Origin of the sequence: Enterobacter sp. P82, assembly GCF_037053385.1 — a bacterium.
Taxonomy (GTDB): domain Bacteria; phylum Pseudomonadota; class Gammaproteobacteria; order Enterobacterales; family Enterobacteriaceae; genus Enterobacter.
In genome coordinates, this window is record NZ_JBALHX010000001.1 from 952801 (window position 1) to 973000 (window position 20200).

The 20200-nt window shown below is 51.8% G+C and carries 20 protein-coding genes; 7 read left to right on the forward strand and 13 right to left on the reverse strand.

Features of this window, described 5'->3' with window-relative positions; genetic code table 11:
• Positions 1 to 11 precede the first annotated feature (11 nt).
• From osmB to WB237_RS04455, 3 genes are all read right to left on the reverse strand, one after another.
• Positions 12 to 230: an osmotically-inducible lipoprotein OsmB gene (osmB, locus tag WB237_RS04445; RefSeq protein ID WP_114977048.1), complete on the reverse strand. Its 219-nt coding sequence runs from the start codon at positions 228 to 230 to the stop codon at positions 12 to 14.
• Positions 231 to 493: 263 nt separating this feature from the next.
• Positions 494 to 1246 (reverse strand): DNA-binding transcriptional regulator YciT, encoded by a 753-nt coding sequence (yciT, locus tag WB237_RS04450; protein WP_114977049.1) that lies wholly within the window; start codon positions 1244 to 1246, stop codon positions 494 to 496.
• Positions 1247 to 1289: 43 nt separating this feature from the next.
• Positions 1290 to 1472: a YciZ family protein gene (locus WB237_RS04455; protein WP_024907126.1), complete on the reverse strand. Its 183-nt coding sequence runs from the start codon at positions 1470 to 1472 to the stop codon at positions 1290 to 1292.
• Positions 1473 to 1665: 193 nt separating this feature from the next.
• On the opposite strand from WB237_RS04455, the gene WB237_RS04460 reads away from it, so the two are divergent.
• Positions 1666 to 2535, forward strand: coding sequence for a crotonase/enoyl-CoA hydratase family protein (locus WB237_RS04460; protein ID WP_336210700.1), 870 nt, complete (start codon positions 1666 to 1668; stop codon positions 2533 to 2535).
• On the opposite strand, the gene pdeR is transcribed toward WB237_RS04460, so the two are convergent.
• The 10 genes from pdeR to pspF all read right to left on the reverse strand — a co-directional run bounded on the left by pdeR (position 2532) and on the right by pspF (position 15269).
• The gene (gene pdeR / locus WB237_RS04465; RefSeq protein WP_336210702.1) at positions 2532 to 4523 is read right to left on the reverse strand and encodes a cyclic di-GMP phosphodiesterase; all 1992 of its coding nucleotides are present in this window, start codon (positions 4521 to 4523) and stop codon (positions 2532 to 2534) included. The genes WB237_RS04460 and pdeR overlap by 4 nt on opposite strands.
• A 325-nt stretch (positions 4524 to 4848) precedes the next feature.
• Positions 4849 to 6783 (reverse strand): exoribonuclease II, encoded by a 1935-nt coding sequence (locus tag WB237_RS04470; protein ID WP_336210704.1) that lies wholly within the window; start codon positions 6781 to 6783, stop codon positions 4849 to 4851.
• Between the two features lie 88 nt (positions 6784 to 6871).
• Positions 6872 to 7858 carry a carboxymuconolactone decarboxylase family protein gene (locus WB237_RS04475; protein ID WP_336210705.1) on the reverse strand — a complete coding sequence of 329 codons (987 nt, stop codon included), beginning with the start codon at positions 7856 to 7858 and terminating at the stop codon, positions 6872 to 6874.
• A gap of 152 nt (positions 7859 to 8010) precedes the next feature.
• Entirely contained in the window at positions 8011 to 8799 is a 789-nt protein-coding gene (gene fabI, locus WB237_RS04480; RefSeq protein WP_003856831.1) for an enoyl-ACP reductase FabI, read from the reverse strand.
• Between the two features lie 124 nt (positions 8800 to 8923).
• Positions 8924 to 9730: a putrescine export ABC transporter ATP-binding protein SapF gene (gene sapF, locus WB237_RS04485; RefSeq protein WP_336210708.1), complete on the reverse strand. Its 807-nt coding sequence runs from the start codon at positions 9728 to 9730 to the stop codon at positions 8924 to 8926.
• A 1-nt stretch (position 9731) separates the two neighbouring features.
• On the reverse strand, positions 9732 to 10724 hold the full coding sequence (gene sapD / locus WB237_RS04490; RefSeq protein WP_336210710.1) for a putrescine export ABC transporter ATP-binding protein SapD: 993 nt from the start codon (positions 10722 to 10724) through the stop codon (positions 9732 to 9734).
• Positions 10724 to 11614: a putrescine export ABC transporter permease SapC gene (gene sapC / locus WB237_RS04495; protein WP_114977056.1), complete on the reverse strand. Its 891-nt coding sequence runs from the start codon at positions 11612 to 11614 to the stop codon at positions 10724 to 10726. Before sapC ends, sapD begins: the two co-directional genes overlap by 1 nt.
• Positions 11601 to 12566 (reverse strand): putrescine export ABC transporter permease SapB, encoded by a 966-nt coding sequence (gene sapB / locus WB237_RS04500; RefSeq protein ID WP_336210713.1) that lies wholly within the window; start codon positions 12564 to 12566, stop codon positions 11601 to 11603. Before sapB ends, sapC begins: the two co-directional genes overlap by 14 nt.
• Complete coding sequence (sapA, locus tag WB237_RS04505; RefSeq protein WP_114977058.1) at positions 12563 to 14203, reverse strand: ABC transporter substrate-binding protein SapA; 1641 nt, start codon at positions 14201 to 14203, stop codon at positions 12563 to 12565. Before sapA ends, sapB begins: the two co-directional genes overlap by 4 nt.
• Before the next feature lie 88 nt (positions 14204 to 14291).
• Positions 14292 to 15269, reverse strand: a complete 978-nt coding sequence (pspF, locus tag WB237_RS04510; RefSeq protein WP_336210717.1) for a phage shock protein operon transcriptional activator — start codon at positions 15267 to 15269, stop codon at positions 14292 to 14294.
• Between the two features lie 166 nt (positions 15270 to 15435).
• On the opposite strand from pspF, the gene pspA reads away from it, so the two are divergent.
• The 6 genes from pspA to WB237_RS04540 all read left to right on the forward strand — a co-directional run bounded on the left by pspA (position 15436) and on the right by WB237_RS04540 (position 20184).
• The gene (gene pspA, locus WB237_RS04515; RefSeq protein WP_114977060.1) at positions 15436 to 16104 is read left to right on the forward strand and encodes a phage shock protein PspA; all 669 of its coding nucleotides are present in this window, start codon (positions 15436 to 15438) and stop codon (positions 16102 to 16104) included.
• 54 nt (positions 16105 to 16158) lie between these two features.
• Positions 16159 to 16383, forward strand: a complete 225-nt coding sequence (gene pspB / locus WB237_RS04520; protein ID WP_336210720.1) for an envelope stress response membrane protein PspB — start codon at positions 16159 to 16161, stop codon at positions 16381 to 16383.
• The gene (pspC, locus tag WB237_RS04525; RefSeq protein WP_028018825.1) at positions 16383 to 16742 is read left to right on the forward strand and encodes an envelope stress response membrane protein PspC; all 360 of its coding nucleotides are present in this window, start codon (positions 16383 to 16385) and stop codon (positions 16740 to 16742) included. Before pspB ends, pspC begins: the two co-directional genes overlap by 1 nt.
• Before the next feature lie 12 nt (positions 16743 to 16754).
• Positions 16755 to 16979, forward strand: coding sequence for a phage shock protein PspD (gene pspD, locus WB237_RS04530; RefSeq protein ID WP_336210724.1), 225 nt, complete (start codon positions 16755 to 16757; stop codon positions 16977 to 16979).
• Between the two features lie 213 nt (positions 16980 to 17192).
• Positions 17193 to 18878, forward strand: coding sequence for a sugar phosphorylase (locus WB237_RS04535; RefSeq protein WP_336213475.1), 1686 nt, complete (start codon positions 17193 to 17195; stop codon positions 18876 to 18878).
• 13 nt (positions 18879 to 18891) lie between these two features.
• The gene (locus WB237_RS04540) at positions 18892 to 20184 is read left to right on the forward strand and encodes an ABC transporter substrate-binding protein (RefSeq protein WP_336210727.1); all 1293 of its coding nucleotides are present in this window, start codon (positions 18892 to 18894) and stop codon (positions 20182 to 20184) included.
• Positions 20185 to 20200: the final 16 nt, after the last annotated feature.

Below are 20200 nucleotides of genomic sequence, written 5' to 3' on the forward strand. Positions count from 1 at the left end.
TTATAGAATGATTATTTGCCAACCTGATGACCGATAATACCGCCGACAGCAGCACCACCTAATGTACCCAGCGTACTACCATCTGTTAAAATTGCACCACCGAGAGCACCAGCACCGGCACCGATTGCGGTGTTGCGGTCACGTTTAGACCAGTTAGAGCAAGCGCTCAGGGACATTGCTACAGTGATTGCCAGAACAGCGGCGGCTAATTTTTTGCTGGTTAAGGTCATAATACTTTCTCCTGAATTATCAATTCACGGAAATAGGTACACATTAAGTTTAGGCGAATCGCATACTTAATTCTGTTCTCCGTGAAAGCTGGTCGCGCAGGTGTTACGTAATCACGCAGGTGATAGTCACTTCCTGTTATATCGCTAACATTAATTTTACGACTTTAGGGCAGCTTAAACAGGTAAAAAATCTTAAAGGGAGGTTAGGAATCATCTCAGAGAATGGGCTGCGTATGCGCCCGAAAGTCGGGCGCATAATGTGCTCAGGCGGGTGTTTTAATAATATTGACGATAAGTCCGTCATCTTCCAGTTTATTACGGTGCGTTTCGCTCAAACGTTCATCAGTAATGACCCGGCTAAAGCGGGAGACTGGCCCCATTGTATAAGGGTGAACAGCGCCAAATTTTGAGCTATCAGTGAGCACAATGGCCTCACACTCTTTTTCGAGTACCGCATTCACCACATCAGAACGCATCATATCCCGACCGGTGAAGCCTGTCTCCGGTTGCCAACCGTCGATCCCGATAAAAGCCTTGCTGAAATGGACCTGCTGGACATACTGACGTGTCAGTGGGCCTACCATGCTTTCACTTTTTTTCTGGTAAATTCCCCCCAGTAGAATCACTTCACAACGTGTTTCTTTGAGTAAATGCGCGATATAGCTACTGACAGTAATGATGGTAACATCTTTCTGATCGGCAAGTGTACGCGCCAGAAGGGCGTTGCTGCTGCCGTTTTCAATAAAAACGGTTTCACCATTGTTCACTAAAGACGCAGCAAATTCCGCCAGTTCACGTTTAAGCGCGTAGTTATTCATCATTCGCGTTTCAACGTCTTCGCTATCCAGCGGGACAGCATATCCATGCGCACGACGCAGGTAACTCTGTTTTTCCAGCAGATTAAGATCCTGGCGGATTGTGACTTCAGAAACACCCGTGGTTTTAGCGAGATCGACCACACTTACGCGCCCCTGATCGATGACCATCTGCAAAATAATTTGTTGTCGGGAATTCATAGCATCCATTTAATAAAGCGGAACGAGGTCGGGAACGCTGGGGTTAAACTTCCCACGGCGCCTTTGGCTGTCGGTTTTCTGGCGCATTGTCGGCGCCATTCTGAGCAAGAAGTTCAGACTTCAGGATCTCAAGATTACGGATCGCAGAGTGATAATCGCCCGCCACCAGGATATCCAGCACGGTATCAATACGTTGTGCTACAGCTTGTGCATCAATAGTAGACATAATCTCACCCCAGGAGTGAAAAGTTAATATTTTCAATGATGCAGAAAATAGGAACAAAAGAGAAGGGAAAAAATGCAATAACTAAATTACATAAACAACAGTGATAAATTTATTCCCTCTCATGCAGTGGGCTTAATGAGTGGATTAGTCTAAAACTGCGCGCAAGGCGCTTTTTTATAAGAGGAATTAGACTATGACAGTTATCAATCAGCCTACATGCACACTGTTTACCGATTCTAAACGTTTCACCCAGTTATCAGGGTATTACGAGGCGGAGCGCCGTACAGTCTGGATGATGCTGCAGGCTCAGCCACGTCCTTGTTTCAACCATGCGTTAATTGAGGAGATCATGAACCTCTCATGGTTGGTGCGCCAGTCCGGTTTTGAGGTCGATTTTTGGGTAACCGGATCGCTGGTTCCTGAAATGTACAATACAGGAGGTGATTTGCAGTTCTTCGTCGAATGCATTCAAAACGGTCGTCGGGAAGCGTTACGGGCATATGCACGTGCCTGCGTTGACTGCGTTCATGCGGCATCACGAGGGTTTGATACGGGGGCTATCACTCTGGCAATGGTTGAAGGCAGTGCGTTAGGTGGTGGGTTTGAGGCCGCTCTGGCGCACCATTTCGTGCTGGCTCAGCGCGATGCCCGTTTAGGTTTCCCTGAGATCGCCTTCAACCTGTTCCCGGGCATGGGGGGATATTCACTGGTCGCCCGGCGTTCAGGCATGAAACTGGCAGAGGAACTCATCTACAAAGGGGAGCCGCATACGGCAGAATGGTACGAACAGCACGGGCTGGTGGATGTGCTGTTTGAACCTGGACAAAGCTACGTCTCTGTCAGGACATTTATCGACACACTGCGGCCAAAACTGAACGGTGTAAGGGCGATGTTGCGCGCACGTACACGTGTTCTGCAGTTGCCCCGCAGTGAGCTGATGGACATTACGGAAGACTGGGTTGATGCCGCGTTCTGCCTTGAGCCGAAAGATATCGCCTATATGGAGCGTCTGGTTATGTTGCAAAACCGCCATCATGCGGCGGGTTTACGCAAAGCCAGTTAACGCTGATTTCGCGATTGATATCGTTTTAGCCATCGCTCGAATACGGCAGCGGGCATCGGCTTAGCAAAAAGAAAACCCTGCCGTTCGTTGACGCCATTCTTAGTCAGAAAGGCGTCTTCTTTTGCACTCTCCACTCCTTCGGCGATCACCTGCAGGTTTAACGCCTGCGCCACTGCGACGATGGCACGTACCAGGGACTGGGAGATAGATTGCTTATGAATGTCCCTGACAAAAGATTGATCGAGTTTAATGGCATCGATCGGGAACCGGGCCAGTTGCGAGAGCGAAGAGTAGCCCGTGCCAAAATCATCCAGATGAATTTGCGCTCCTAATTTGCTGAACTGCTGAATAACAGAGAGCGCCAGCTCTTCGTTCTCGATAAGACAGCTTTCGGTTAACTCAACATCCACAGGGCAGTATTCAAAGTTCAGATCTTTTAGCGCCTGTTTTAAATCACTGAAAATTGTCTGATCGGCCAGCTGGCGCGCAGAGACGTTCACGGCCACGCGCAGATTAATCCCCTTGTCGCGCCATTTCGCGATCTGGCGAACCACATCCAGCATCACCCAGCGACCCAGGGGCACAATCAAACCCGACTCTTCGGCATAAGAGATAAATTCCAGAGGAGGGATCAAACCGCGTTCTGGTGACTGCCAGCGGACCAGCGCTTCAAGACTACGGACTTCCCCACGCCAGGTTATTTTGGGCTGGTAGTGGATCAGCAACTGATCGTTATCCAGTGCTTTACGCAGGTTGGTGTCCAGCCAGAGATATTCAAATACGCGCTGGTTCATCTCAGGTGAGAAGACACAAAACTTACCACGACCGTTCTCTTTGGCGGTGTACATGGCAGTATCGGCATTACGAATGACGCTTTCCCGGTCATTCCCATGCTGTGGCGCGAGCGCGATACCCAGAGAACAACCGGTGTAAATCTCAATCAGACCGATTCTGAACGGCTGACGCAGACGGGTTAAAATACGCGACGCCATCGCTTCCAGAGAACCCTGCGAGGTATTTGTGGCCATGACAATAAACTCATCACCGCCGAGCCGCGCCAGAACCTGGCCTTCATCCAGACAACTCAAAATAGCGAGTGCGACAGCCTGTAGCAGCTGATCGCCAAACATATGCCCGTAGGCATCGTTGACCTTCTTGAAGTTATCGAGATCGAGATAGACCACACCCACCTGCATTTCACCGCGATTGTCGATGGCGTCTGAAATCAGTTCGTGAATCGCATTGCGGTTTGGCAACCCGGTGATGGTATCAGTATTGGCCAGCACGCGCAGCCGCTCCTGAGCACGACGTTCCTCTGTAATATCGGTACCGGAACAGATAAGAAAAATTTCATTTTTACCGCTGCCGCTGTGAACAAATTTGTTTCTGAACAGAAACAATCTTTGTCCTTTGCGCGTTTTAATCCAGCGTTCGACTTCATACGAACTGCCGTTACGAAAGAAACCGGTAATGTTGCGCTTTGAAGCCGCTGCTTCGCTGCGGCTCATAAAGAGCTTAAACACGTTCTGGCCAATGACTTCCTGTTCTTTCAGGCCGGTGTATTCTTCACTCAATCGGTTAAAACGCTGGATATTACCGTTATGATCGAGAATAACGATGACGGAGTTGGCTTCTGAGACCACCTGTTCCGCAAAAGAGAGACCCTGTGCCAGATCGCGGGCTACGGAGGGCGTATCATTCCAGGAGGAGGCGGTGCCGGCCCACTCATTGCGGGTTATTTTGCGCCCAACAAGATGGACAGGGACTTTTTCCCCGTACAAAGAGAGCGTCATTGAAATGCTGGAGGTTATGACAGTTAACTGACGGATGAGATCGGCCTGTTCATCGTCCAGCGACACCACCTGAGTCACATCGGCATTTTCACTGGCGGCAAGGTGCAGAGCATTGCTGTCAGCTGATAATCGCCACCATGGGCTGTGAGTGCCCATGTAACGAAACAGCAAATTCTGCTCCAGATCGTCCATCATGTATTCTCCCGCAGCTGCTCATTAGCGCACAAATTATTCATTTGCTGTCGACTTTTCCGTTGTGAAACAGCGGCAAAACCGAAGTGAACTTATTGTTTTTTCCCTGAATTCTTATAATAAAACGAGTCACGCTAAAAAGGATACGTAGCGTATAAAAATTCACGTAACCGAATATAACAACACTCTTTTACTGTAGATAATTATGGCGAGTTTGGGCGGAGGGAGACTGAAAATAGTAAGAAAAAATGATGATTTTGTGGTGAAAGATAAAAAGTAAAAATGTCGGCCTCTCCTGCAAAGAAAGGACCAACATTTTAACAGTTTATCAGGCGACAGGGCGCGCGATAATACTGCGGGTTTCCATGCGAACTTCAGCGATGTTTACGTCAATCACATCTGTGACTTTGTAAACTGTTTCACCTTTAATTTGCACAGTCCCATTTTCCTGACTACAGACCATTTCGTCACGGACAGCGTGCAGGAATGGGGCAGGAATAAAGGCGACAGCACCGTTATCCACCAGACGGACGCGCATACCGCCACGGCTGATATCAATGATCTCCGCAGCAAAGCGGGTATCTGTACCGGTTTTGTCCTGCAGGAAACGCGCGTACAGCCAGTCCCCAACGTCACGTTCTGCCATCCGGTTCAGACGGCGACGATCGGCCATTTGCAGGGTGGTGTCGTCCTGAGGACGTGCAATCGTTTCGCCCTTGATAATCGCTTTCAGCAGGCGGTGGTTAACCATATCGCCATACTTACGGATTGGAGAAGTCCAGGTCGCGTAGGCTTCCAGGCCCAGACCAAAGTGCGGGCCTGGCTCAGTGCTGATTTCCGCAAAGGACTGGAAGCGACGAATACGGCTATCCAGGAAACCAGAAGGCTGTGCGTCCAGCTCGCGACGAAGCTTGCAGAAACCCGGCAGCGTCAGTACTTCTTCTGGATCAACATGCACATCGTGATTTTTCAGCAGAGCTGCCAGCGCTTCGGTATTGGCCGGATCAAATCCAGTGTGGACGTTGTAAATGCCAAAGCCTAGCTTGTCACGCAGCACGCGAGCGGCGCAAATGTTGGCAGAAATCATCGCTTCTTCAACAATGCGGTTGGCAATACGTCGTGGCTCGGCCACGATATCCAGCACTTCGCCTTTCTCACCCAGAACAAAGCGGTAATCCGGACGATCTTTGAACACCAGCGCATGGGTTTTACGCCATTCGCCGCGGTTAAGACAGATACGGTGCAGCAGACGAATCTGGGCGGCAATAGCGTCTGATTCCGGTTTCCAGCTGCCGGTGTTCTCCAGCCAGTCGGAAACGTTGTCATAAGCCAGCTTGGCTTTTGATTCAATGGTCGCGGCGAAGAACTCAATATCATCTTCAATCGTGCCATCTGCCGCGATAGTCATGCGGCAGGCAAGTACCGGACGTACTTCATTTGGACGCAGTGAGCAGAGATCGTCTGACAGCTCGCGCGGCAGCATCGGGATGTTAAAGCCAGGCAGGTAGTTGGTGAATGCGCGGGTTTTCGCCGTATCGTCCAGCTTGCTGCCTTCAGCAATCCACGCGGTTGGGTCCGCAATGGCGACAGTCAAATGCAGTTTGCCATCGGCACTCTCTTCAGCGTAGAGGGCATCATCCATATCTTCTGTACTGGCGCTGTCAATGGTGACAAATTCCAGGGCAGTGAGATCGCGACGAACCAGACCTTCATCCTGCATCTCAGTTGCAACGCCATTAGGCGCTTCTTTTTCAAGATTATGGCGTGCAAGCGTCACCCACCACGGTACAAAATGGTCGTCGCCAAAGGTGATGAACTGGGTTAATTCTGCATAAAAACCGCGATCGCCTTTCAGAGGATGACGGCGCATTTCTGCTACTGCCCAGTCACCTTCTTTAAAATCATGCTCAACGCCACGGGCGGCGCGGCAGGGAATAGCATCTTTCAGCAGGGGATGATCCGGCACGATAGAAAGACGATCGTCTTTTCTCTGCACCTTGCCCACAAAACGGGCCAGGAACGGTTCGATCAGTTCTTCCGGCTCGGCGGACTCACGATCCTTCTCGGTATGAATGACGGCCATGACGCGATCGCCATGCATTACTTTCTTCATCTGCGGTGGCGGAATGAAATAGCTTTTCTGCGCGTCAACTTCAAGGAAGCCAAAACCCTTTTCTGTGGCTTTTACGACCCCTTCTGCACGCGGCGTCTGGGAATGCAGTTGCTGTTTAAGCTGCGCTAGCAGCGGGTTGTCCTGAAACATAATGTTCTATTTTCGTAGCCATTGAGCGGCTGACAGTTTTACGCGATTCTCACTGTATCAGCAAGCGCTCTTTGGGTAATTAGTATGGTTATTCCTCTTTACCAAACGCGACGTTCAGACGATTGAGCCAGCCATCAAATGCGCTTTGGCCAAGCAGTTCGATCGCGTGTACGGCAGGGAGTCCTGCATCCATGAGCGGGGTAAACTGTGCGGCGCTGAAGCGGTCAGGAGAGCGTGTCAGCAGTTCTGTTGCGGCAGAAAGAGCGGGAGAGATCAGAGAAATCTCTTCGCGAATGTTGATCAGGATTTCTCCCGTCAGGTCGAGTAGCGTCGGTTCATGGCAAAGGACCGGCGTCAGCGCTTCAAGCGCGGGTTCCGACTGCCAGCGGGAGAGAGACTCAAGCTGATGTGCACTTGCATAGCGCAGTTCGACGACGGGTAAAAGCGGTACCCACGCATCGTGACTCGTGGGCAGGGTGTGCGGCTGAATATGATGGCCCGGCAACCAGCGAACAGGGTGTCCCATTAGCGCCTGAAACACTGCGACCACGCGAGCCTGAAAACCAATAAAGCCGATAATCTGGTTAATCACCACAATATCAAACGTTGACAAGCCCACCTCATCAAGCTGGTTCCGGGCTTTATCATCAATGACATCAGGAGAGCTTGCGAGCTGGCGGGCATACTGGGTGATTTGCGCCAGGCGTCGGTTGCTTTCACGCGAGGAGTCCGGGCCGGGAAGCGGGGCGAGGAGGGCAGCGTAATGGTTACAGAGCCGCTGAACGCCACAGGCCTGTGCGACCGTTAGCGCGGTACTGAGCCTATCATAAGCGCTGAGCGTTTGCAGGCGATTCACGGGTATTGAGAGCGGAAACAGCAGGTGGTATAAGGTTCTGGCAGGAGTAAGCCAGCCAGTACAGGCAGCGACAATCTCATCAGGCAGGGCTAAATCGAGCAAAAAACGATCGTCGACGTTAGCGGCTTCGGGCACCAGGGGCAGAACATCTGTCTGCGCGTGGTTCGACTGGGTTTCGTGGTACCAGTGGCCTTTGCCGGAAAAACGGCGTTGTTCCATGTGCGTTCCTTGATCTCAAAATGGCGATCAATATCCTGGCGTAAGGCTGATAAAGGGAAAAATATTGTTAGGTGATAACAAATAGCAGAACGGAATAACGAAGGGGGGGCGGAGGGAAAAACTCTCTTCCCATGGGGGAAGAGAGTCAAAACTTATTTAATTTCCAGCTCGTTCATTGCCGCGATGTTGAAGCCACCGTCAACGTGAACCACTTCACCGGAGATACCAGCGGAAAGGTCAGAGCACAGGAATGCAGCAGAGTTACCCACGTCTTCAATGGTAACGGTACGACGAATCGGGGTAACCGCTTCGCAGTGTGCCAGCATTTTACGGAAATCTTTAATACCGGAAGCCGCCAGGGTACGGATTGGGCCTGCAGAGATGGCGTTAACGCGCACACCTTCAGGACCCATTGCGTTCGCCATATAGCGTACGTTGGCTTCCAGAGACGCTTTAGCCAGACCCATAACGTTGTAGTTAGGGATGGCACGTTCTGCGCCCAGGTAGGACAGGGTCAGCAGCGCTGCGCCCGGGTTCAGCATCGCGCGGCAAGATTTAGCCATCGCCACGAAGCTGTAAGAGCTGATGTCGTGAGCGATTTTGAAGCCATCACGGGTAACCGCGTTCACGTAGTCGCCGTCCAGTTGGTCGCCAGGAGCGAAGCCGATGGAGTGAACGAAACCGTCGAATTTCGGCCATGCTTTTGCCAGTTCAGCAAACATGCCATCGATGCTTTCGTCTTGTGCAACGTCACATTCCAGAACAATGCTGGAACCCAGCTGCGCGGCAAACTCTTCAACACGGCCTTTCAGCTTGTCGTTCTGGTAGGTGAACGCCAGCTCAGCGCCTTCGCGATGCATTGCCTGAGCGATGCCGTATGCGATGGACAGTTTGCTGGCAACGCCAGTCACCAGAATGCGCTTACCGGAAAGAAAACCCATAGCTTTAATCCTTATATTCATTGTTGTGGCGATCGTCATCTTCTTGGGACAATCGTCGTTAAAACGCGGCGATAATATCACGTGTCGCGTGCTTAGTTAATCCGACCACTCTTTCAACGCGCGGTTAACGGTCTTTTCGCCATGCATCGGCGGTTAATGCTTCACCAAAATGCCCGGCAATCAGTCTTTTCGTCAGTTCATGAAGCGGGGACGCCATCACATCCGCCGTGCTGCCGCGCTCGACAACTTCGCCCTGGTGCATGACCATCACCTGGTCGCTGATGTGCTTCATCATCCCCAGATGTTGGGTGACGTAGATATAAGAGATACCCTGTTTTTCCTGTAATTCCAGCATCAGGTTAATTAACTGCGAACGCATCGACATATCCAGCGAGGCAAGCGCTTCGTCGGCAATGATTACTTTTGGCCGCAAAATCAAGGCGCGCGCCAGGCCCAGACGCTGTTTCTGACCCGGGGCTAACATATGCGGGTAATAGCTTTCGTGATCGGGTAACAACCCAACCATACGCAGGGTTTCAAAGATACGTTTACGGCGCGCCTCTGGCTCCAGGTCGGTGTTCAGACGCAGCGGAAAATCCAGAATTTGCGAAATGCGCTGGCGTGGATTGAGCGAGGTCGACGGATCCTGGAAAATCATGCGGATGCGCTGGCTACGGAAAGAGTAATCACCGAATTCCAGGGGATGGTCGTCAATTAACACTTCCCCTGAGGTGGGTTCAACCATGCCGGCGAGCATCTTCGCCAGCGTGGACTTTCCGGAGCCGTTTTCACCGATGATCGCCAGAGTCTGTTTTTCACGCAGTGTGAAACTTAGCGGTTTAACTGCTTCGACAGTCTGACGATGAAACAGCCCCGTACGATAGCGAAAGGTCTTACTCAGGTTGCGAACTTCCAGCAAAGTTTCGACCATTTCACTCTCTCTCCATGTTCAGTGGGAAATGACAGGCGTAAAGATGATTTTTGGCCCCGTTCAGACGTGGTGTCTCGATACATTTACGCTGAGCATACGGGCAACGCGGCCCCAGACGACAGCCTATCGGTAAGGATTCCAACAGCGGAATCGCCCCTGGCAGGGTATTCAGGCGGCTCTTGTGTGGCATGGCACTGCCAAAATCAGGAATCGCACGGATCAGTGCCTGCGTGTATGGATGATGCGGCGCGTTGATCAGATCTTCACTGGGTGCCGTTTCGACCGTTTGCCCACAGTACATGACATCAATTTTGTCGGCCCATTTGCTGAGCATCTGCAGGTCATGACTGATCAGCAAAATAGTGGTGTTGTTATTCTGGTTCAGACGCGACAGCAAACGGAAAATTTGCGCCTGCGTTGTCGGTTCCATCGCGTTTGTCGGCTCGTCGGCAATCAGCAAACGCGGCTGATTTGCCAGCGCGATGGCAATCATCACTTTCTGACATTCGCCGTCGGTCAGTTCATAAGGGAAACTGCGCATCGCATCTTTATGATCTTTGATCCCGACGCGGTGCAACAACTCAATGGCGCGACGTTTCCGCCAGCCAATGCGCTGCCACCAGCGGCCTTTATAGGTCCAGCCGGGAATGTTCTGCATCAGCTGTTTGCCCACGCGCTCGGACGGGTCGAGACAGGATTGTGGCTCCTGGAAAATCATCGAGACGTTATGACCGACCAGCTTGCGACGCTCACGGTGGGAGAGGCGCAGCAGGTCAATATCATCGAACCGCATACGGTCAGCGGTCACGCGCCAGTTATCTTTTGCCACACCGCAGATGGCTTTAGCGATCAGGCTCTTTCCCGAGCCGGATTCTCCCACCAGCCCGCGAATTTCACCTTCAGCGAGTGTGATACTGATGCGATCGACGGCTTTAACCCAGCCTTCACCGGTTTTGAACTCGATAGTGAGGTTGCGAATATCAAGAAGCGGCATTATTGCACCCCCGCGTTAATTGCGCGGCGAATACCGTCGCCCAGCAGGTTGATAAGCAGCACACTCACCATAATGGCCGCACCTGGCAGCATGACCACCCACGGTGCCACGTAGATGAGCTCCAGAGCATCGCCGAGCATTGCACCCCATTCAGGTGACGGTAGCTGTGCGCCGAGGTCGAGGAAACCGAGCGCCGCGATATCCAGAATCGCCATCGACAGGGCGCGAGTGATCTCGGTGACCAGCCCGGAAGCAATGTTCGGCAGAACGGCGAACCACAGAATATTGAAGGTTGTTGCCCCGTCCAGACGGGCAGCGACGACATACTCTTTTTCCAGCTCATCATGCACCATGCTGTAAACCGAGCGAACGATGCGGGGCAGAATAGCCAGCCAGACGGCGAACATGGCATGCGACAGATGCGGACCCGCAAACGCGACGACAATGATTGCCAGCAGCAGAGACGGAATTGAGAGCAACGTGTCCAGAATGTGGTTCAACACCGCCGAACGCAGGCCATGGGTGGAACCTGCAAAAATGCCGAGCGCCAGACCACAGATCGTTGCCGCAAGGGTCACCACAAATGCACCACCCACTGTTGGCGCTGCACCGCTCAACAGGCGGCTTAACACGTCACGCCCAAGGTCGTCAGTGCCCAGGAAGAAAGAGACCTCACCGTAGCGTGACCATGAAGGTGGCAGCAGTTGATAGCCAAGGAACTGCTGGTCAATGCCATACGGCGCAAACCAAGAGCCAAAGACGCAAAGCAATACCAGGCCGGCACAGCCATACAGGCCGATCATTGCCGTGGTGTCACCATAGAATTTACGCCACACGGTACGCAGCACACCGGGCGTGCGCTTTTCACTGTATACGTTATCGTAAGGCATACCATTCCTTATGCTTCAATGGGTTAGCCATCGCACCCAAAATATCGGAGATCACGTTAACAATAATCACCAGCGAGCCAATCACCATGACCCCTGCGGAAATAGCCGCATAGTCCTGCTGACGGATGGCATTTATCAGCCAGCGTCCGAGCCCAGGCCAGCTAAAGACCATCTCGGTGATCATCGCCAGCGTTAACATGGTGGAGAACTGTAGCCCCAGACGTGGGATCACAGGCGGCAGTGCATTGTGTAGCACATGACGGCGCAAAATGGTCAGTCGTGATAATCCACGTGTGGCGGCGGCTTTGACATAGTTTTGATCAAACACCTCGATGGTGCTCAGACGCATCAGTCGGATCACTTCGGTTGTCGGTGCCACGGCCAGGGTCAACACTGGCAATACCATATGGCGCAACGCACTGACGATCATCTCATGACGCCATACTGAATCGGAGAGCCATGCGTCTATGATTGCAAACCCGGTCACCGATTTAACGGTATAAAGCAGGTCAAAACGGCCTGACACCGGTAGCCAACCCATGGTCAGTGAGAAGAAAAGCGTCAGCAGTAGTGCCAGCCAGAAGATTGGAATTGAGAAACCGAGCAGAGCGAGAGCGCTAATAAACGTGTCCTGCCATTTGTTGCGGTAAATTCCGGCCAGCATGCCCACGGGAATACCAACGATTAACGCAAAGCCAAAGGCCAGAATGCACAGTTCCATCGTAGCCGGAAATACCTCTTTCAGTTGATCGGAGATCAACTGTCCGTTAATGCTGGAGACGCCAAAATCCCAGTGCAGTAGACCGTTAAACCAGAAGATCCATGCATCCCACAGTGATGACCCCTGTAGCGGGGCATGCGGTGTGAAATAGCTCAGGCTGAAGCCAACAAAATTCAGGAAAAAGAGCGTCACCAGCAACAGAAGAAGCCGACGTAAGGTAAAAATAATCATGGTTTTTTCACCTCTTGTTCTTTTTCGCGCGTCACGCCGGCGAACGAGGCGTTGCCAAACGGACTCAACACCAGACCTTTAATATCATAACGATACGCCTGGAGGCGCAGGGAAGAGGCTAGCGGCAATACGGGCAACTCCTGGGCGAGGATCTTCTGTGCTTCATCATAGGCGTCAATGCGTGAGGCCAGTTGCTGGGAAGCCAGTGCTTTTTGCAGCACGGCGTCAAATTCCCGATTACACCAGTGGGCGTAGTTGGTTTGCGAGTTTATCGCCGCACAGCTCAGTAACGGGCGGAAGAAACTGTCCGGGTCATTACTGTCTGTGGCCCAGCCTGTGAGGGTTAAATCATGGTTCATGTCCATCAGACGCGCCTCCTGGAAACGCCCCTCAACCGGTACGATGATCACTTTCACACCCACCTGCGCCATATCCGCCTGTAGCAGTTCGGCAGTTTTCAGTGGGCTAGGGTTCCATGCCTGTGAGCTGGTAGGTACCCAAAGTTGCAGCGTCAGGTTTTCCGCCCCCAGCGCCTTCAATTGTTCACGCGCTTTTGCCGGATTGTATTCCGTAATTTTAGCCTCACCGTCATAGGCCCACGAGGCGCGCGGTAAAATTGAGGCGGCGGTTTCCGCCGTACCGTAGTAGATCGACTGCATCAGTCGCTGATTGTTGATCGCCAGCGCAAGGGCATGGCGGACGGCAGGGTTGTTCAACGGCGGTTTGTCGGTGTTAAACGCCAGATAGGCGATGTTCATGCCCGGGCGCAACGTCAGACGCAGGCGTGGATCGTCGCGCAAAATGGTGAGCTGGCTGGCAGCAGGCCAGGCGAGCACGTCGCATTCCCCGGTCAGCAGTTTTGACAGACGTCCCGTCCCGCCAGAACCGAGATCGACCACCACCTGCGGCATCAGCGGTACACCGCGCCAGAAATGTTCGTGGCGCTGCAGGCGAATATATTGACCCGCACGGTATTCAGCCAACTGGAACGGGCCGGTGCCGACCGGTTGACGATCAAGCATCTCCTGGCGGTCCGATTTGGTCAGATTCGCGGCATATTCGGCAGACATGACTGATGCATAGTGAGTCGCCAGGTGCCACAGGAAGGAGGCATCCGGGCGCGTCAGCGTAAATTCAACGGTCCGGTTATCCAGCTTGCGTACGCTTTTAACTGTGTCGGCAAACTGCAGGCTGTCGAAATAGGGGAAATTCCCCCCATTCACGTTATGCCACGGATAATTGCGGTTAAAGATCCGCTGGAAGGTAAAGACCACATCATCCGCATTCAGCTTGCGTGTTGGGGTAAACCACGGCGTTTTTTGAAACGCGACATCATCACGCAGACGAAAACGGTAGGTTGCACCGTTATCAAGCACTTCCCAGCTTTCCGCAAGCTCAGGCACCAGACGGTAGGTGTAAGGATCGACATCCAGCAGACGGTCATAAAGCTGCGCGGCAAGCGTATCCACAATCAGACCACTGCCCGCTTTCTGCGGGTTAAAGGTATCCACCTGACCGCTTACGCAATAGACGAAGCCGCTGTCACGAATATCAGGCTGCGTAGTCAGCTCGGGCGCAGCAAAGGCCAGGCTGCTGAACAGACCGAGTGCAAAAAAGGACGATAAAACCAGACGCATAATTTTTAAGGTTTTTAGGTTCGATCTGCAAAGTGTATCGCACTTACGCCTGCTTCGTAAAAATGTCTGCGGGTAAGTGCTGATATTGTCAGCGCATTTGATGCTTTTTGAGCAATGCCCTTAATTGATGGTAGGTCAGACCCAGGAGTTCAGCCGCTCGTTTCTGGTTATATTTCGCTGCCTTCAGACTTTGCTCAAGCAACTGCTTTTCCTGATGATGCTGAAACTCACGCAAATCAAGGGGAAGAGTGGGGGACTCGCTCGTTAACGACGGTGTGGAAACCGGCTGCACGTTGCGCTGGAAAGGATCGATAATGATGTTATCCAGCTCCGTCTCACTGCTGCCGTGGCGGTAAACAGAGCGCTCAACGACGTTTTTCAGTTCGCGGATATTTCCCGGCCAGTGGTAAGCAAGCAGTGTTTCCTGCGCATAATCACTGAAGCCGGGGAACAGCGGCAGCCCGAGTTCACGGCACATCTGAATCGCAAACTGCTCCGCCAGCAGCATGATGTCGCTTTTGCGCTCGCGCAGCGGAGGAAGCTGAACGACGTCAAAAGCCAGGCGGTCAAGCAGGTCGGCACGGAATTTCTCCGCCGCCACCATCTCCGGCAGGTTGGCGTTCGTGGCGCACACCAGGCGCACGTTAACCTGCAGCGGCTGGCTGCCGCCGACGCGTTCCAGCTCACCATATTCAATCACGCGCAGCAGTTTTTCCTGCACCAGCATGGGGGCGGTGGCCAGTTCATCAAGAAAGAGTGTGCCGCCGTCGGCACGTTCAAAGCGCCCCGGATGGCGTTTTTGGGCCCCGGTAAACGCGCCTGCTTCATGGCCGAAGAGCTCCGTGTCGAGCAGGTTTTCATTCAGCGCCGCACAGTTAAGGGAAATGAAGGGGCCATCCCAGCGCCCGGATAAGTAATGCAGACGGTTGGCGATCAGTTCCTTACCTGTTCCACGCTCACCGATGATCAGCACCGGTTTATTCAGCGGCGCCAGGCGAGAGACCTGTTCCAGCACCTCAAGGAAACTGTTTGCTTCACCGAGTAGATTGTCTTTGTATCCAGGCATGATGAAATTAACCACTCCTTAGCGATATTCACCAGGTAAGCATAGCTCTCTGTTGCATGAAAATCAATCAGATCTAGTAAAATCAATAAGATAAAAAACTGGCATGGTATTTGTATTATCTGTTCAGCAGGGCATTGCCCGATAACAGAACTATGAGGATTAGATTATGGGTATTTTTTCTCGTTTTGCCGACATCGTGAACGCCAACATCAACTCACTGCTTGAGAAAGCGGAAGATCCGCAGAAGCTGGTACGTCTGATGATTCAGGAGATGGAAGACACGCTGGTTGAAGTGCGTTCTACCTCCGCCCGTGCGCTGGCGGAGAAAAAACAGTTAACGCGTCGTATTGAGCAGGCTACCGCTCAGTTGAACGAATGGCAGGAAAAAGCCGAGCTTGCGCTGCGTAAAGATAAAGAAGATCTGGCCCGTGCTGCGTTGATTGAAAAACAGAAGCTGGCAGAGATGATTGCGACGCTTGAGCATGAAGTGACGCTGGTGGATGACACCCTCAACCGCATGAAGAAAGAGATTGGTGAGCTTGAAAACAAACTGAGCGAAACCCGTGCGCGTCAACAGGCGCTGGCTCTGCGCCACCAGGCGGCAAGCTCTTCCCGCGACGTGCGTCGTCAGCTGGACAGTGGCAAGCTTGATGAAGCGATGGCGCGTTTTGAATCGTTTGAACGTCGTATCGATCAGATGGAAGCAGAAGCCGAAAGCCATAGCATCGGTAAACAGAAGTCGCTGGATCAACAGTTCGCTGACCTGAAAGCTGACGATGAAATCAGCGAGCAGCTGGCGGCACTGAAAGCCAAAATGAAGCAAGATAACCAATAATAATTTATGCGGCACCTGAGCGTGCCGCCATGCATCGTAAGACAAGGAGTACACATGAGCGCGCTTTTTCTGGCCATTCCTCTGACTATTTTCGTGCTGTTCGTTTTGCCGATTTGGTTATGGCTGCACTATAGCAACCGTTCTTCACGGGGCGAGCTTTCCCAGAATGAACAACAGCGTCTGATACAGCTGTCCGAACAGGCGAATAAAATGCGCGAACGCATTCAGGCACTGGAAGATATCCTGGATGCCGAGCATCCAAACTGGAGGGATCGTTAATGTCTGGACTGAATCTGAATAAAAAATTGTGGCGAATTCCGCAGCAGGGTATGGTGCGCGGTGTCTGCGCCGGGCTGGCCCATTATCTTGATGTTCCAGTGAAACTGGTCCGTGTCGTCACGGTATTGTCTATTTTCTTCGGCCTGGCGTTTATCACCCTGGTGGCGTACATCATTTTGTCATTTGTACTCGACCCAATGCCGGAAGGTGAACTGGCTGCGGAAGGTGCGCCAACCAGCAGCGATCTCCTGAATGCAGTGGACGATCAACTGGCCGCAGGTGAAAAGCGGTTGCGGGAAATGGAGCGCTATGTCACCTCGGATACCTTTACGCTGCGCAGTCGTTTTCGTCAGCTTTAAGAGAGAGCCTACATGAAGCAAAACTGGCAACAGGCCGGTCAGAAAGTCAAACCCGGCCTGAAAATCGCAGGTAAACTGGTCCTGCTGACGGCGTTACGTTACGGCCCGGCGGGTGTGGCGGGGTGGGCAATCAAATCTGTTGCCCGTAAGCCCGTCAGAATTTTGCTGGCCGTGGCACTGGAGCCTCTGCTGCAAAAAGTGGCTAAAAAGCTGTCACGTCGTTATTTATCCCCCTAGTTACCGCTCGTGTTAGCCCTTTCTCTCCCTCCGTGAGAGAGGGCTCGAAACGCTTCACCCATTTCCCTCATTTTCTTGTGCTTTATTTGCGGCAGTTCACAATCCTGAACATCGCCGCTTTGTAATTGCATTTTTCAGCCTCCCGGTTCGTTGACAGATATTTTTCATGGGAGTAGATTCCCTCTCGTGGGACCGCTACCATGGAAAAATAAAGTGAACGAAAAAATTAAAAAACTCATTACTTATATTTACGGTGCCTCATTTTCTGAGGCACATTTTAAAGCGTTATTAACAAAGCTTGAGCAAGCTGCTGCTGCTATTACAGAAAAGCGTAAATCAGGATGGGATGAAAAAGATGTTGTCCTGATTACTTATGCCGATCAGTTCACTGCAGTAGAGAGGGACGCTCTGCCACTATTTACCCGCTTTTATAATGAGTGGCTTGCACGTTCGTTTTCCCATGTCCATCTTTTACCATTTTACCCGTGGTCTTCTGATGACGGTTTTTCCGTTATTGATTACCACAGCGTTGCACCGGAAACAGGAACCTGGCAAGACGTTGCGGAATTAAAAAAGTCAGCCAGCTTAATGTTTGATTTTGTATGCAACCATATGTCAGCGAAAAGTGCATGGTTTTCTCATTATCTGGCGCAGAAACCAGGCTACGAAGAATTCTTTATTTCTGTTGATCCTGAAACCGATTTATCAGCAGTGACTCGTCCTCGCGCATTACCGTTGCTGACGCCTTTTACGCTGCATGATGGAAGTGTGCGTCATTTGTGGACCACCTTCAGTGATGACCAGATCGATCTCAACTTCGCCTCACCGCAGGTGCTGATTGCGATGGTTGACGTGCTGCTTCATTACCTGGTTGAAGGGGCGAGTTATATTCGCCTGGATGCCGTCGGATTTATGTGGAAGATCCCGGGAACAAGCTGCATCCATCTGGAACAGACTCATTGCCTTATCCAGCTTTTCCGCGCGATAACAGAGGCGGTGGCGCCGGGTACGGTGATCATTACCGAGACAAATGTCCCACACAAAGACAATATCGCTTACTTCGGTGACGGTGAAAACGAAGCCCAGATGGTCTATCAGTTCTCCTTACCGCCGCTGGTGCTGCATGCTGTTCATCGCCAGGATGTTAAAGCCCTCTGTCAGTGGGCTGGGTCGCTGGCGCTACCTTCGACAAAAACAACCTGGTTCAACTTCCTGGCCTCTCACGATGGTATCGGTCTGAATCCGTTACGTGGTATTCTTCCGGAATCAGAAATACTTTCACTGGTTGAAAAACTTCAGCAGGAAGGGGCGCTGGTCAACTGGAAAAATAATCCGGACGGAACGCGCAGCCCTTACGAAATTAACGTGACCTATCTTGACGCGTTAAGCTCGCAAAACAGTTCGGACGATGAACGCATTGCGCGCTTTATTCTGGCGCATGCGGTGTTGTTAAGTTTCCCTGGCGTACCTGCCGTTTATATTCAAAGTATTCTTGGCTCTCGTAACGATTATGAAGGGGTTGAACACCTCGGATATAACCGTGCGATCAACAGAAAGAAATACGGCCCGGGTGAGATTGATCTTGAACTGAGTAATAAAAATAGCCTTCGTCATAAAATCTATTCCCGCTTAAGCGAACTTATTGCAATTCGTCGTGGGGAGAGTGCATTTCACCCGGATGCGCAGGCATTTTTTGAATCATTGGATGAGCAGGTTCTTAAAATTGTTCGCGTTTCTGAATCAGGTGAAAAAATTACAGCGCTATTTAATTTTAGTCATAACGTTCATACCGTTTATGGGGAAACGCTTTCCGGTATGGAATTACTCTCCGGACAGGTGGTTAACGGTAAGGAATTAACCCTCAATCCATGGCAGGTGATGTGGATTAAAGAAAACTAAAAAGGACCCTAAAATGAAAATGCCCAAAATTGTGCTGTTATCAGCACTGGTTTCGTGCGCCCTGTTATCAGGTTGTAAGGATGATAAAGCGTCTGCGGTGACCATCGAGTTTATGCACTCGTCCGTAGAGCAGGAGCGTCAGGCGGTCATTACGAAACTGATCGAAAAATTCGAGAAAGAGAACCCTGGCATCACGGTGAAGCAAGTTCCGGTAGAAGAGGACGCCTACAACACCAAGGTGATTACGCTCGCCAGAACGGGGGCGCTGCCTGAGGTGATTGAAGTCAGCCATGATTACGCGAAGGTCATGGATAAGGAACAATTGCTGGATCGCAAGGCTATCGGCGAAGTCATTAACGCGGTAGGCGAAAACACCTTCTATGACGGGATCCTCCGCGTTGTGCGAACGGAAGACGGCAGCGCCTGGACGGGGGTACCAATGAGTGCCTGGTTGTCTGGCGTCTGGTATCACAAAGATGTGCTTGCGGCGGCAGGTATTGAGGAGCCGCATAACTGGGAACAACTGCTGAACGCCAGTCAAAAACTGAGCGACCCGGCCAATAAACATTACGGTATTGCGCTGCCTACGGCGGAAAGCGTGATGACCGAGCAGGCCTTCTCCCAGTTTGCGCTTTCCGGCGGTGCAAATGTTTTTGACGCCAGCGGGAACGTCGAAATTGATACCCCTGAAATGGCAAAAGCGCTGGCGTTCTATAAAGCGCTGGCGACGACTACCATGCCGGGCTCGAACGATGTCATGGAGATCAAAGATGCCTTCATGAACGGTTCTGCACCGATGGCCGTTTATTCCACTTACATCCTGCCGGCGGTATTCCAGGATGGTAACCCTGCCAATCTTGGCTTTGTCGTTCCTACAGAAAAATCCTCCGCCGTTTACGGCATGGTCACGTCCCTGACAATCACAACCGGTCAAACCGAAGATGAAACCAAAGCGGCTGAAAAGTTTGTGACCTGGATGGAGCAGGCTCAGAACGCAACCGACTGGGTCATGATGTCACCTGGAGCAGCGCTGCCGGTGAACAAGTTGGTGGTGGGCACGGATACCTGGAAAAACAACGATGTGATTAAAGCGTTCGGGCAACTGCCTTACGAGTTAATCGCTCAGTTCCCGAATGTTCAGGTCTTTGGTGCTGTAGGGGATAAAAACTTCACTCGTATGGGCGATGTTACCGGGTCGGGGATTATCAGTTCCATGGTGCATAACGTCACGGTGGGTAAACAAGATCTCAGCGCCACGCTTAGCAACAGCCAGAAGCGACTGACTGACCTGATTTCACAACGATAGGAGCGCTCTGCGGAAG